The 13,987-nt window shown below is 44.0% G+C and carries 11 protein-coding genes; 9 read left to right on the forward strand and 2 right to left on the reverse strand.

Annotated features, from left to right (window positions below):
- Positions 1–9 precede the first annotated feature (9 nt).
- From H4K34_RS05065 to H4K34_RS05075, 3 genes are all read left to right on the forward strand, one after another.
- On the forward strand, positions 10–978 hold the full coding sequence (locus tag H4K34_RS05065) for a hypothetical protein (protein WP_210759740.1): 969 nt from the start codon (positions 10–12) through the stop codon (positions 976–978).
- Complete coding sequence (locus H4K34_RS05070) at positions 975–1,388, forward strand: hypothetical protein (protein WP_210759741.1); 414 nt, start codon at positions 975–977, stop codon at positions 1,386–1,388. Before H4K34_RS05065 ends, H4K34_RS05070 begins: the two co-directional genes overlap by 4 nt.
- A 356-nt stretch (positions 1,389–1,744) precedes the next feature.
- Complete coding sequence (locus H4K34_RS05075) at positions 1,745–2,542, forward strand: hypothetical protein (RefSeq protein WP_210759742.1); 798 nt, start codon at positions 1,745–1,747, stop codon at positions 2,540–2,542.
- A gap of 140 nt (positions 2,543–2,682) precedes the next feature.
- Here H4K34_RS05075 and H4K34_RS05080 read toward each other — a convergent pair whose 3' ends face one another.
- Positions 2,683–3,513, reverse strand: coding sequence for a peptidase associated/transthyretin-like domain-containing protein (locus H4K34_RS05080; protein WP_210759743.1), 831 nt, complete (start codon positions 3,511–3,513; stop codon positions 2,683–2,685).
- 72 nt (positions 3,514–3,585) lie between these two features.
- Positions 3,586–4,281 carry a helix-turn-helix domain-containing protein gene (locus tag H4K34_RS05085; RefSeq protein WP_210759744.1) on the reverse strand — a complete coding sequence of 232 codons (696 nt, stop codon included), beginning with the start codon at positions 4,279–4,281 and terminating at the stop codon, positions 3,586–3,588.
- A gap of 191 nt (positions 4,282–4,472) precedes the next feature.
- On the opposite strand from H4K34_RS05085, the gene H4K34_RS05090 reads away from it, so the two are divergent.
- From H4K34_RS05090 to H4K34_RS05115, 6 genes are read left to right on the forward strand one after another with little or no spacing between them, the layout of a single operon-like run.
- Positions 4,473–4,868, forward strand: coding sequence for a YbjN domain-containing protein (locus tag H4K34_RS05090; RefSeq protein ID WP_210759745.1), 396 nt, complete (start codon positions 4,473–4,475; stop codon positions 4,866–4,868).
- Positions 4,869–4,871: 3 nt separating this feature from the next.
- Positions 4,872–5,615, forward strand: a complete 744-nt coding sequence (locus tag H4K34_RS05095) for a PspA/IM30 family protein (RefSeq protein WP_210759746.1) — start codon at positions 4,872–4,874, stop codon at positions 5,613–5,615.
- Positions 5,616–5,624: 9 nt separating this feature from the next.
- Positions 5,625–6,272: an OB-fold-containig protein gene (locus tag H4K34_RS05100; protein ID WP_210759747.1), complete on the forward strand. Its 648-nt coding sequence runs from the start codon at positions 5,625–5,627 to the stop codon at positions 6,270–6,272.
- 12 nt (positions 6,273–6,284) lie between these two features.
- Positions 6,285–8,456 carry a flotillin family protein gene (locus H4K34_RS05105; protein WP_210759748.1) on the forward strand — a complete coding sequence of 724 codons (2,172 nt, stop codon included), beginning with the start codon at positions 6,285–6,287 and terminating at the stop codon, positions 8,454–8,456.
- Between the two features lie 49 nt (positions 8,457–8,505).
- Entirely contained in the window at positions 8,506–13,452 is a 4,947-nt protein-coding gene (locus H4K34_RS05110; protein WP_210759749.1) for a DNA repair ATPase, read from the forward strand.
- Complete coding sequence (locus tag H4K34_RS05115) at positions 13,439–13,987, forward strand: DUF4178 domain-containing protein (RefSeq protein WP_210759750.1); 549 nt, start codon at positions 13,439–13,441, stop codon at positions 13,985–13,987. Before H4K34_RS05110 ends, H4K34_RS05115 begins: the two co-directional genes overlap by 14 nt.

Here is a 13,987-nt window from a genome sequence, read left to right on the forward strand (position 1 = left end):
TCTGCAATCTTGAAAAAGACACTTCCAGTACTCATATTTCTCATATCGTTACTAAGTATACAATTAAGTGGCCAACGACATGCAGATCCCTGGGAGGTCTATCGTGGTAAATACTGCTACTCCATTTCGCCTGCTGAATATATTGGAGATACCGTTAAAATATGGGCGGAAGGAGGCACCTACTCTGGCTTTTGCAATGGCAAATCTGAAAAGTTCGCATGGGCTTCAGACTCATTAAAAAAGCTCTGTGATTGTAATTACCGACCAAAAGAGGGTGAACTGGGTATAATCCGTTTCGCTTCTCCAGATTCTGAGGATCGAATTGGAATTGAAAACATCCTCTACCTCGCTGAATTTAACGGACATTTAGTTACAATTGGCTGTGGATCCATCATCGAAAAAGATAGCCTGAGCATAAGTGAACAGGATCGAAAGCTACAGCGACGTGATTCCGTGGAAAATGCAATTTATGCGAAAGGATGTGCTTTTAAAACGGCCTATTTCCAAGGCAGTCCCTATGCCGCAGGCACCTTCCCCATAGACAGGAAAGCAGAAAACCTTTGCTGCGAACTCCAGGCAAAAGATGTAGATACCTTATTACTTTTGAAAGCATTTTACGATAATCATGGTTTAGGCGAATCGAATTATGAAGCGGTGATTTGGACTGAAAATGGTCGCAGTTATTACCGAATATTTCAAAACATCAACAATCGCCTAATCCAATCAGCTAATCTAGACATCGACTTTAGGAAAGCAATTGATTTCTTTACCCAGCATCAGTCAAGCATATTAAACAGCGAACCCCAAAGCTTGGAAGCTTGGAGCCACCCTTTTACCTATCTCATACAGTTTAAAATAGGTAATAAGTTTTATCAAGAAAGCATAGCAGAATACAGCTTGGTTGGTAACCCAGAACACCCAAAAACCACTTGGATCAACCTAATCATGAGTCCTATTAAAGCTCATATCAAATCATGAACCGCCTAGCCTTCAGCCTTTCATTTGGCTTAATTTTTATATTGGGATACATCAGCTATGTCTTAATGTCGCATGGAAACCACATGGAGGATTTGATTTCCGAAAATCATCATTTAGATGCGGAAGAAATACGAATTCTAAGTAGCTCCCCCTCCCCTTCCGAACAATACATTTGCTATGAGTATAAGTTTAAAGATCACTTTTGGGGAAGCAGCCCAACATTCTATAGTATCATCCTGAATTCAGAAGAAGAAAAGGATCTTGAAAAAGGTCAAATTCCAATGGACTTACAGTTTATCGCATGGAATGATCAAAATGAGGCCATTCTTAAAAGTGATGAAACCACAGAAGATGAAAGTTTTCCGTGGCCTGATAATATTAATGGGGTAGCAGTAATAATACAGAAGTAGTCAGCCCTTACATTCACAAATCAACGATAGCGATATTTCAGTATTTACTTCGAAGAAGAACTACCCCAAAAAAAGACCAACAAACCCTAAGACTAAAAATAAGGTAAAGTATTTCAATTTCTCCAGTCTTGGCCATGAAAACCTACTGGAAGCTATTTTAAGTGCTCTAGTACCGAAGGCTTGAAGGAAGTTATTGACTTGAGTCAAAGCTCAAGCTTCCCTCTTCCATTAGGGATATACACTATAAAGATCACATCTACTACTAAGGAAACCCGCTCAAGAATTTTTAGAGTAAATTAATCAGCTCTATCCTCGTCGCAATATTATATTGCGACGAGGATGTTTTAACAACAGACATGAAATATTTACAGGCCTTCTTCCTCACTATTCTTCTATCAACTTCTCTCTTTAGCCAATCCCTTAAAGGCTGGCAAATTGACCTACATTCTGGGATTCAAACTGGCCTTAACGTGGAAGATCACAAAAACAGTTTAGTTCAATACGACCCAAGCTTAGCCGGCTTTGAAGTAGGATACCCCAGCAATGAGTTCCCATTATTAGGTGTTTTCGCAGGCATTAGCGCTAACTACGAACTAAAGCCCTATTTAAGCCTCAGCCTAAATTTCAACCAAGTAGGACTTTCTAAGGATAAGGGAACTGCAACAATCTCCAATGGAATGGGATTAACAGTTATTGAACAATCTCTTGATTTTAAATCTCAAAGGCTAGGACTTGACCTTAAAATTGACGCCCTCTATAAAAGTCCGTATGAAGAATTAAATTTAATTTTAGGTATCAACGGAAATATCATTTACAATCGAACGGTTAGCAAGGACATTGAGCAAGATTCCGCGAGATTCATTGTTTTAGGAAGCACCCGTACTATGCGTGAAATACGTTATATCAGTTTTAATATTGGCCTGGAATGGCGTGATTATTTTTCTGAGCACTTTGGATATTTCCTTCGCCTTAAATACATGCCAACAGTAAACACCTCAACTGCAAGCTTACTTTTCGAACATATTAATATCGATGGAAACACAGAACATCCAAGGTATGGACAAAGCATAAAACCCGGAACCGCTGGCTATCCTGCCGAATTCTTCTCTTTTGATATCTTATCCTTCAGCTTGGGCCTAAGCTACCAATGGTAATGATTTAACCATGAGAAGGATAGCATTCATCTCCCTTAGATATCCATCCTCTCTTCAAATAATCGACAGTCTAAGCGGAAGCCCATTGAAGGTACTTTTTAGACGAGATAGTTCAGCAAATAACACTTTAACTCATCAATTCAACGATAACGATATTTCACTATCATATTCAAGTGAGGCTCCTCTACCAAGCTTCCTAAACCATGGCCGCTGCCCAAGGATCGCCAGCTTTCCATTTTCGGATATTTATACCAGGTGCGCTGGTGCTCGCTACCCCGCAAATAATAGCGAATTCCGCCCATAGCCTTATACTCCGAATTCTGATGGATAAATTCCACCACCATGAAAAACGGCTCTTCAAATTTCAGCTGCCTAGCCTCCAGATTTAATTCTAAATAAGGACCGGAATAAGCGGTAATCAATATAGGTTCAATAGCCAACATTTGTCCGGGCATTGAATCTTGCCGTGTATAGAAGGAAAGGCGTACTACATTGTCCCCATTGCGAAGCTTTATTTTCAATTGATTCAATTGCAAGGGAAATTCGGTAGATCCGGGATCTATTAAATAGGCCATCTCCATTCCACTATTCGACCAGAGATTAATATCCGCATGCCGACCTTCCCAATCTACCTCCTTTTCGGAGCGCGGCTTGACCGTTACCGCTCCCAACATTTTCTGATCGGCTTTTAAATAGATATGCTCAGGTTCATTTGGCGACCAAGGCAAAAGATAGGATTGATAACCCATACAAGAAAAGACCAAGGTATCTCCATCCTTCACCTTAAGCGAAGCTTTGCCTTTCTCATCCGAATAATGCAGTCTGGCAGAACCGCGTTTCTGCACCTTTACATAGGGAATAAAACTGCTGTCTTGGGCATCGAAAAACTGAAAGGAACTTTGAGCTTGAATAGATTCTAATCCGATAATGGTAAAAATAAAGACGGTGCACAGAAAACCAGTTTTTCGCATAGAAATTGATTCAGACCTACTCTTAAAAAACGACAAGCTTCCACTTTTCATGCCTTCAGCATTTCCATTTCATCAATTATTGCTCATAACATTAGCAAGCTCATACAAGACTAAAAACAGGCGCTGTTTTTTAGCATCCAATTCTTGAAACTCTGAATTACGAAAATCCCTTAAGCCCGGCTTGCGATCTTTTGCTTCTATTCGACCGATTTGGAATTGACCATCCTGCCAAAGAATCACTTTTTTATTCATGCTTACCGGCCACTCCTTTTTATCCTCTATCTCTCTTACGATGAGTAAATCCAGAACGCGTCCCTGCTCATTAATCCAGGGCAAACCCGCATGAGGCTCAAAGGCCAGGTAATCTGACTTCAAAGCTGGCAGCGGCAAGCTTAGCTTTAAATAATGGTCCAGACTTTTTCCTTCGAAATAGTCATTGCGCTTTTCAGAGCTAATATAATAAACCGGACTAAAACTCAAGGGCATTTTTTTAGGACGTAATTGATTGCCATTGCTTTTTACATAGTCCTTTTTAAAGATGTCGAAATGAAAAAGATCGTTTACCGAAAGCTCCTTATTTAGCAAATCATCAGTTGAAATACCAAAATGCTTAGCAATTTCCATCAAAGTAGCAATCTTTGGCTCTGCCCTTCCTTCTTCATAAGCACCGATACTAGCCCGTTTCAAATCGAACAAATCAGCAAACTGACTCTGATTCATGTTTTTAACCGAACGTATCTTTTTAATATTCTTTCCAACGTATGACATATCCCAAAAATATTTTTGCTAATTCTTTTGGCAAAACTAAAAATATTAGTAGCTTAGCAGTGTAAAACTAAAAATAATAACATGAAAAGTGTGCTCTTCCTTTGGAAACGCCTTTTTGCCCCGGAGAAAAAACCTAATTTGGTACCTATCTACGCTAAGCAAGAATCGCAAAAAATCAAATTTCTGAAACCATGACCCATCACTTTGATCGAGTAAAAAACTACCTCATTGATCTGGACTACAACATTACTTACGAGAACGCCGAGGAGGAGGTTTTCGTAGTGGAATATCCAGATGCTGGAATATACAACCTGGTGATTGCTGTCGCCGACCCGATTCTCATCATGGAACAATTCCTTTTCGAATTGAAAGAGGGCAAACCGGAAGTCTTTCGCAAGCTTTTGGAAAAGAACCGCGACATCGTTCACGGTGCTTTCGCCCTCGATGAGACGGGGACTAGAGTGGTGTTTAGGGACACCTTACAATTGGAAAACATTGACCTGAACGAGATCGAGGGCTCGGTAAACTCCCTAGAACTGCTCCTCAGTGAGTATTCTGATGAATTAATTGAATTTTCTAAAAACTAAGACATGAGTATTTTCAAACGACTTTTCAGCATCGGTAAAGCAGAAGCTAATTCGGCCCTCGACAAATTAGAGGACCCCATTAAAATGACCGAACAAGGGATTCGCGATCTTAAAGTAGATCTCGATAAAGCCCTGCAATCTTTAGCCGAAATTAAGGCTCTTAGCATTCGTGCCCGCAACGACTCTAATACCTATCAGGCCAAAGCCAAAGACTACGAAAACAAAGCCATCGCCCTTTTACGCAAGGTTGAAAACGGTGAAATGGAAAGCAGCGAAGCCGACCGTTTAGCCGGTGAAGCCCTGAACAAGAAAAAGGAGAACGAAGCCTTGATGAATCAAGCGAAAGCTGACAAGGAAAAGTTCGATGGAAACATTGACTCCATGGACAGCAAGATCAAACGTCTTCGCCAGCAAATCAGTCAGTATGAAAACGAACTCAAAACCCTGAAAGCGCGGGTGAAAGTAAGTTCTGCTACTAAGAATATCAATAAGCAAATGGCTCAAATCGATTCTTCGAGCACCGTAAGCTTGCTAGAACGCATGAAAGACAAAGTAGCTGAAGAAGAAGCCCTGGCCGAAAGCTATGGCGACATTGCCAACGAAAGTCGCAGCCTCGACGAAGAGATCGATCGCGCCTTGGAAGACAGTGGCTCTGCCAGTGAAGATTTAGCTGCTTTAAAAGCAAAAATGGGTCTTAATAAAGACGCAAATCCAGAAGGCGAAGGCGAAGCCAAAGACCCGCAATAAAATTAAACCATGACCGACTTCCTCAACCAAATATTTAATGGAGCCAATGCCATCCCCACGGCATTGCTCCTCTTCGTGATCCTCTATTGGATTATCGTAATCCTGGGCTTTATCGGCACCGACTTTCTGGATATAGATCTGGATATCGATGTCGATGGTGAAGCCGAACTGGATGTAGATGGCGAAGGAATGGAAGTCTCATGGATTAACAATGTTCTCCAGTTCTTCAACCTGGGTAAAATCCCACTGATGATCTGGCTAACCTTCGTAGCCCTACCCTTATGGTTTATTGCTGTGAACCTCAATCATTTCTTGGGCTTCGAAGGTTTTTTAAGCGGCATATTGATCTTCCTGCCCTCCGCTTTCGTGAGCCTGTTCTTCGCCAAATTCGCCACCTGGCCTTTCGTGAAGATGTTTGAAAAGCTTGACGCAGATTCAAAGCCCAAAGAAATTGAAGGCAAAACCGGAACTGTAACCAGCTCTGCCAGCGCTAGCAGCAAAGGCATGGCCGAAATAAATTACGACGGCACTTTCCTGCGCTTAATGATCCGCTGCCACGAAGGTCAAAATGTAAAAAAAGGCGATAAAGTCCTCTTTATCCGCAAACTAGACGAACGTGGAGTTTATCTAGTAGAACCCTATTCTTCAATCGATTAATCAACAAACTCTATGGATTTTTTCCAAACCACTCTGGCGGTCCCAATCATCATGGGCGTATTGCTCATCCTTGGAATCATCGCATTTCTCTCTAGATTTTATCATAAAACATCTCAAGGCCAAGCCCTCGTTAAAACAGGTGTAGGTGGAATCAAAGTCAACTTTAATAGCATGTTGGTGATCCCCGTGCTGCATAAGGTTGAGATTATGGACATTTCCCTCAACACCATCACTATAGAAAGAAGAGGGAAGGATGGCTTGGTATGTAAAGACAACCTGCGGGCCGACATTAGCGTAGCCTTTTACGTGCGGGTAAATGAAATGCAGGAAGATGTAAAGCGCGTAGCCCAATCGGTTGGATGCAGCCGCGCCTCTTCCAAAGATGCCCTGCGCTTGCTCTTCGACGCCAAATTCTCTGAAGCCCTGAAAACAGTAGGTAAGAAATTCGATTTCGTTGACCTCTATAATCAGCGGGATGAATTTCGCAAAGAGATTATCGACATTATCGGCACCGACCTTAATGGTTACATCTTGGATGATGCCGCCATCGACTTTTTGGAACAAACTCCATTAGAGTCTTTAGATCCCAACAATATTCTCGATGCCGAGGGTATCAAAAAGATTACTGAAATCACGGCTCGTGAAGCAGTGAAATCGAACTTCATCTTAAGAGATAAGGAGAAAACCATCAAGCAACAAGATGTGGAGGCCCGTGAGGCGGTATTGGTTCTGGAACGTCAATTAGCCGAATCGGAAGAAAAGCAAAAACGAGAAGTTGCCAATATCCGAGCCCGTGAAGGAGCGGAAATTCTCAGAGTTAATGAAGAAGAACGTCTTAAATCAGAACGAGCTCGCATTACTACCGAAGAAGAATTACAAGTTGCGGAAGAAAACAAATTACGCCAGGTAATTGTAGCCGCTAAAAACAAAGAGCGCACTGAGGCTATTGAAAATGAGCGCGTAGAGAAAGATCGCCAGTTAGAGGCCACCGAGCGTGAGCGTATCGTAACCCTCACTCAAATTGAGAAGGAAAAAGCGATTGAGCACGAGCGCAAGAACATCCAAGAAGTGATCCGTGAGCGTGTTGCCATCGAGAAAACCGTGGTGGATGAAGAAGAGCGCATCAAAGACACTCGTGCTTATGCCGAAGCGGAACGTCTGAAAAAAGTAGCCTTAACGGAAGCTGAGCAACGTGCCGAAGCCGCCCTGGTGGAAGAAATCAAGCGTGCCGAGGCCGCCAAGCAATCCGCTGAGTTTAATGCCAAGCGCATGATCATCGACGCGGAAGCCGAACAGCAAAGTGCCAGCCAAAAAGCTGAAGCGGTGAAAGTACTGGCCGAAGCCGAAGCTGCCCGCGAAGCCGCTAAAGGAATGGCCGAAGCCCAAGTTATGGAAGCCAAAGCTGCCGCTCGTGAGAAGCAAGGGGAAGCGGAAGCCAGCGTACTCGAAGATCAAGCATTAGCTGAAGCCAAAGGAATTGAAGCTAAATCTAACGCTCAAGCCGAAGCCGACCTCCGTATTGGTAATGCTGCAGCAGAAGTAAATAAAGCTCGTGGTTTGGCCGAAGCCGAAGTTATTCGCAAGAAGGCTGAAGCCGATAAAGAGAAAGGCCTGGCCGACGCTCAGGTACTCTTCGAAAAAGCACAAGCTGAAGCTGAAGGTATCGATCGCAAAGCCAAGGCCATGAAGACCTTTAACGAGGCCGGTAAAGAGCACGAAGAATTCAAATTGCGCTTGGATAAAGACCTGCAAATTGAATTGGCCGGCATTAATATCCAACGCGATATCGCCGATGCTCAAGCCGAAGTACTTTCGGAAGCACTTAAAAATGCCAAGATCGACATTGTGGGTGGCGAGCAAGTATTCTTCGATAAGATTGTAGGTGCTATTACCCAAGGTAAATCGATGGACCGCACCGTGTACAACAGTGACATTTTCACGGAACTAAAAGGACAATTATTGGATCCCAATGGCAAGAGCCTTTTACAACAGGTAAAAGAAATCTTCCAAGACTCCAATTTGAAAAGCGACGACATCCGTAATTTATCGGTAGCGGTATTCCTGAACCGCCTGATGTCGCAAACCGAAGACCCGGTGAAGCGCAGTAACCTGCAACAAATGTTGCAACTCGCTAAAAGCTCCGGAATTGGCAACAATTCTGTTCAAGACCTGGGAATTCTCTAAAAACAAACAAAGGGGGCGAGCCTAAGCCTCGCCCCTAATTATTTTCTGAATGCCTGAAATCAACCCTACATCTGATTCTAAAGAACCCGGCCTGGAGGCAGGCAGCTACAGCATTATTCGCGAGCGTCTGCAAAAGCAGGGTAAAGACTTACAGCAAAGGCTCAACCAGCTAAACAGCGAGCGCCGGGAAGTATTTGGCGCCACCGAAACCAAGCTGATCGCCAATGAGCGTATCAGCACCGAGAACAACTGTTTGGCCCGCGACATTGTGCCGGTCGGTGAAGACTTCTTTTGGTTCGGTTATAATGTGCAAATCGGCCTGAAAGCCGAAACCAAGATTTCTGATGTATTTAGCGTGTATCGCTACGACCGCAAAGAACATCGCTTTCAAAGCGCTGATGCAGATGCCTTTGCCAATGAACAGTTTCAGATAGATTTCCAAAACCTGTATCAATATTACCGCGAAACTCGCTTCAGCAAATTCGCGCTTATCGGCCCTCACCTCTTTATGGTATTCCAAGTGGGGAAAAGCACAGCCGATATCAAAACCTTTAAGTGGAGCCTTAAAAACGGTCGCTATGTATACGTTGATAATCGCAGCGATCACGAATTCCATTTTCCCGATCAGCATGAATTCCGCTGGACCAAAGTAAACCGCGACATGCACCGCAAGGGCCTGCATCCGCACATTTCCATTGCCGATCGTCTTTTTGTAGAAACCATCGGTGGCGACCTTACCCTAAAGGTGGAAGACAATACCAATACCGGCAAGGGCATTTATAGCGAGGCCGTAGACAATGCAGATCAAACCCTGGATGATGCGGAAATTTTCTATGCCGAAATTGGCAACCTCATCATCTTAAAAGTACAGCCCTACCAAGAGGAGAAATTCCGTTACCTGATCTATAATGAGAAAATACAGGCGGCCAAACGGGTAGATGCCATTAAGGACTCCTGCGTATTACTCCCCGAAGATCAGGGACTCATCTTCGCCAAGGGATATTATATCCAGAGTGGTGAGGTGAAATTATTCGATAATGAGCTGCAAAATATGCAGTTCGAAAAACGCATTAAATCGCCCAATGGCGAAGATGTGCTCTATGTTTTCTATCAGGCCGAAACCGGCACCTATGCCTTAATGCGCTATAACCTGATAGAACAAGAAGTGGGCACCCCCATTATTTGCAGTGGCTACAGCCTCTTCGAAGATGGCGAACTTATTTACTTCCGGGCCGAAGCCGAGCAAAGCAAACACCACTTGATACAAATTTGGCAAACGCCATTTTATTCGCCCAACCGCCAAACTCAGGTATCCGACCAAAGCTATATCGCCAAGGTTGGCAATAAAGAAATTGTAAGGGCCATGTCCGAGGCTCGCGACTTATTAAAGTTGGTTTACAAGGGCGATAGCTATCAAAACCTCTACAGCGACATCACCAAAAAATCGGGCGACATCCTCGATGCCTACCACTGGTTAGGCGCAGAGGAAACCTATAAACTGGAAGAGCCCCTTTTGCAGATTCGTCAAACCGCCAAAAGCGCCATTGATGAGTACGAAAAAGTGCTTCAATTACGTCGTGAAAGTGAGGCCGAGTTTTTGGCTTTCGCCGATGCGTCTACAGCGCAGTTAAAAGGCCTGAAAGCAGGCTTAGGTAATCATATTGATGAGTACGTAAAGCGCATGGCCGAGCTCCGCCACAGTCGGGGTCAGGTATTGAAGCTACAAGAACTCCCTTATATAGACCTCGAAGGCTTAAAGGACCTGGAAGCACAATTGATTGAAGCCTCCGAAAAACTCGCCTCCGAAACCGCCAGCTTTCTGGTAAAGGACAAAGCTTTGGATCCCTATCGCGAGAAGCTACAAAACCTTCAAAAGCAATCGGAGGAACTCAAGAAATCGATCGAGGCTAAAAAGCTGGAGGAGGAAAGCCTGAAGTTATCGCAGGAGTTGGAGATGCTTATCGAAACTGTGAGCAATCTGCAAATTGAGGACGCCACCCAAAGCACCGCCATCATTGATCGCATTTCGGAACTCTATGCCGAATTCAATCAGGCGAAAGCCCATATTAAGCAAAAGCGTAAAAGCCTGGTTCAAACCGAAGGGGCCAGTGAGTTTAAAGCTCAACTGCGTTTAATTGACCAAAGTTTAAGCAACTACCTAGAGCTGGCGGATGAGCCTGAGAAATGCGACAGCTACCTCAATAAACTGATGATTCAGTTAGAGGAATTGGAAAGTCGCTTTTCAGAATCCGAAGAGTTTTTGGAGCAAATCAGCAGCTTACGCGATGAAATTTACAACACCTTCGAAAGTCGGAAAGTACAGCTCAAGGAAGCCAAAAATCGCAAAGCCCTAAAACTTAGTGATGCCGGAAAACGCATTCTGGAAGGCATAGACCGCCGCATGCAGCACATGAACAGCAGCGAAGAAATTCAGGCCTATTACGCTTCGGATTTCATGGTGCTCAAATTGCGCGATCAGGCCAAAGCCCTTTTAGAACTAGGTGAATCTGTTAAGGCCGACGAATTAGAGAGCCTGCTTAAATCGACCTACGAAGAGGCATTACGTCAATTAAAAGACAAGCAAGAGCTCTATGCCGATGGCGACCAATTAATCCAATTGGGTAAACATCGCTTTAGCATCAACCATCAAGATATAGACCTTTCCTTGGTGCAACGCAATGAAGCGCTGTTCCTGCACATTAATGGCACTGGCTTTTTTGAAGAAATCCAAAACCCGGATCTGGATGCTTGCCGCCCAGTTTGGAATCAAGCTGTACGCAGTGAAAACGAGCAGATCTATCGCGCCGAATATCTGGCCTACAGCCTATTCCAACAAGCTTTAGAACAAAAGGAATTAGACATTCAGCATTTAAAAACCCTGAGTCCAAAAGAATTAAAAGAGATTGTTCAAGCCAGCTTAAGTCAGCGCTTCCAGGAAGCCTATGTTAAAGGGGTTCACGATGAAGATGCCACCTTAATTCTGGATGCACTTTTGAAATTGCACTTCAATTTGGGCGCCCTTCGTTACAGCTCCAAAGCTCGATTATGGGCGCTATATGCTTGGGACAAATCCTGGACAACCGAAACCAAAAAGGCTCTGCAAGAAGACTTTGAACACATTCGAAGCATATTGCAATTTTTCTCTGCCAGCCAGAGCTTCCAGAGCAGCATGGCAGAGCTTAAAAATTTACTGAAACAGGAAAGTGAAATCGCCAGCTTCTTAAATACGGATGAAGGCGACCTGGATGAAGCCACTGCCTTTTTATTCGATTGGTTAGCCCAAAGAGAAAAAATCAGCTTCAAAAAAGAAGCGCGCGAATTAGCAGAACAATTCACCCAAGCCCTGAAGCGCAGTAACGCCCTCAAGAATTTCGAGGCTGCGAGCAAAGTGAAGCCTAATGAAAATTGGCTACGTGCCAGTCAGCGTATCCACAGCTGGTTAAAAGCCTTTGTTCAGGAGAGTCCTCTAAAACCAAGCGCGGAGGTAGAGTTGGAAACCTGCTATTTATTGGGCCTTAATAAGCTGGAGCAAGAGCAAGGTCATGTATTAATTAGTAAAGTAGAACTAGAAGGACTCCGTGGCGATCATGCTCGAATTAATGATGGCAAGCTGAATTTAGATTATCTGGATCTTAAAAACCGAATGCAGGCCTTTATCGGCGAAAGCCAGCCTTTATTCGATCGCTACCAAAAACTGAAAAAAGAGATCCTGAACCAGGAGCGTAAAAACATGGGGCTCAATGAGTTTAAACCTCGCATTATGAGCTCTTTTGTGCGCAATGAACTACTGGATGAAGTGTACCTTCCCTTGATAGGTGATAACCTGGCTAAACAAATTGGCGCGGCGGGTAAAGACAAACGCACCGACCTTATGGGCATGCTGCTTTTAATCTCGCCTCCTGGCTATGGTAAAACCACTTTGATGGAATACATCGCCGCTCGCTTAGGATTGGTTTTCATGAAAATCAATGGGCCAGCACTCGGACATTCGGTAACCAGCGTTGACCCCGAAAGTGCACCTAATGCCGGAGCTAGAGAAGAGCTTTACAAATTGAACCTAGCATTCGAAATGGGCGACAATGTGATGATCTATCTTGACGACATCCAACATTGTAATCCAGAGTTTTTGCAAAAGTTTATCTCCCTTTGTGATGCCCAGCGTAAAATTGAAGGAGTGTATAAAGGAGAGGCTAAAACCTATGATTTCCGCGGCAAGAAAGTAGCGGTGATCATGGCAGGAAACCCTTATACCGAGAGTGGCGAGAAATTCCAAATTCCGGATATGTTAGCCAACCGGGCCGACATCTACAATTTGGGAGACATCATTGGCGGAAAAGCCGAGGCCTTCGAATTAAGCTATATCGAGAATGCCCTGAGTTCCAATCGGGCTTTAGCCGCCCTAAGCGACAAACCTCGTCAGGATTTAAAGAGCTTTATCCGCTCCATTGAAAATGAAAATCCTGAAAGCCTGGAATTAGAGGCGAACTACAGTGCTACCGAAAAGGAAGAAGTGCTCCGTATTTTGGAGCTGAGCTATCAGATCCGTAAAATTGTACTGGAGGTCAATAAACAATATATACTTTCAGCCGGTCAGGCGGAAGCCTTTAGAACCGAACCTCCCTTTAAGTTGCAAGGTTCCTATCGGGACATGAATAAACTATGCGAGAAGCTGAGTCCTCTGATGAATAATTCGGAGTTAGAGCAAATCCTGCTTTCGCATTATGAGAATGAGTCGCAAACCCTTACTCAGGGTGCCGAATTCAACTTCCTCCGCCTGAAGCAAATGCTCGGAAAGATCGAAGAGGAGGAGCAATCGCGACTGAATGAAATTATTAAGGTTTTCCGCAAGCAGCAGGAAGCCAAGGGCTACGGCTCCAATCAAGTAGCCCCCATTGTGGAAAGATTGGAGCAAATGGGGCTGGGATTGCAGGACTTGGTTCGCATCTTCGCCCAGGAACGAAAACTAAAAGAAAACAATAGCAATGAGCCTATTTAAAAATCTCTTTGGTGGCAAGAAGGAAGATCCCAAGCCCTTTAGCCGCACGCCCATGGACCTGGATCTGGGCTATATCTTCGAGTACGATATGCAATCTTGGGAAGTAATGGCAGTCTACGAATACGACTGGGGTGATGAGGATTTCAGTAAGGAATTCAAGGTTAGTGACGGTCAAAACACCTATTACTTATCGGTAGAAGAAGATGATGAAATTGAAATGACCTGGTCAAAGAAAATCCCTCTACGCTCTATCGAAGGCCCTATCGCCCAGCAGATTGAAGAGGATGAACGTCCGCCCGAAACCATCGTTTACGAATCGCGCACCTATTATCTAGATGAAGAAAGTGCCGGTTATTTCCACGAAAAAGGCAGCGATGAAAATGCCTGGGCCGAATTTATGGTTTGGGATTATTACGATAAGAAAGAAGAATATCAACTCAGCATCGAACAATGGGGACCACGTTCCTTTGAAGCTTCCCACGGCAAGGTGCTGAAGAACCACGAGATATCCGACATTTTACCTCGAGAACAATGA

It is taken from the genome of Croceimicrobium hydrocarbonivorans (assembly GCF_014524565.1).
GTDB lineage: Bacteria > Bacteroidota > Bacteroidia > Flavobacteriales > Schleiferiaceae > Croceimicrobium > Croceimicrobium hydrocarbonivorans.

Excerpts from the sequence above, each read along its gene's own strand:
- H4K34_RS05115 (WP_210759750.1), top strand. The coding sequence starts at position 13,439 with ATGAGCCTATTTAAAAATCTCTTTGGTGGCAAGAAGGAAGATCCCAAG.
- H4K34_RS05090 (WP_210759745.1), top strand. The coding sequence starts at position 4,473 with ATGACCCATCACTTTGATCGAGTAAAAAACTACCTCATTGATCTGGAC.
- H4K34_RS05110 (WP_210759749.1), top strand. The coding sequence starts at position 8,506 with ATGCCTGAAATCAACCCTACATCTGATTCTAAAGAACCCGGCCTGGAG.
- H4K34_RS05095 (WP_210759746.1), top strand. The coding sequence starts at position 4,872 with ATGAGTATTTTCAAACGACTTTTCAGCATCGGTAAAGCAGAAGCTAAT.
- H4K34_RS05100 (WP_210759747.1), top strand. The coding sequence starts at position 5,625 with ATGACCGACTTCCTCAACCAAATATTTAATGGAGCCAATGCCATCCCC.
- H4K34_RS05075 (WP_210759742.1), top strand. The coding sequence starts at position 1,745 with ATGAAATATTTACAGGCCTTCTTCCTCACTATTCTTCTATCAACTTCT.
- H4K34_RS05080 (WP_210759743.1), bottom strand. The coding sequence starts at position 3,513 with ATGCGAAAAACTGGTTTTCTGTGCACCGTCTTTATTTTTACCATTATC.
- H4K34_RS05085 (WP_210759744.1), bottom strand. The coding sequence starts at position 4,281 with ATGTCATACGTTGGAAAGAATATTAAAAAGATACGTTCGGTTAAAAAC.
- H4K34_RS05070 (WP_210759741.1), top strand. The coding sequence starts at position 975 with ATGAACCGCCTAGCCTTCAGCCTTTCATTTGGCTTAATTTTTATATTG.
- H4K34_RS05105 (WP_210759748.1), top strand. The coding sequence starts at position 6,285 with ATGGATTTTTTCCAAACCACTCTGGCGGTCCCAATCATCATGGGCGTA.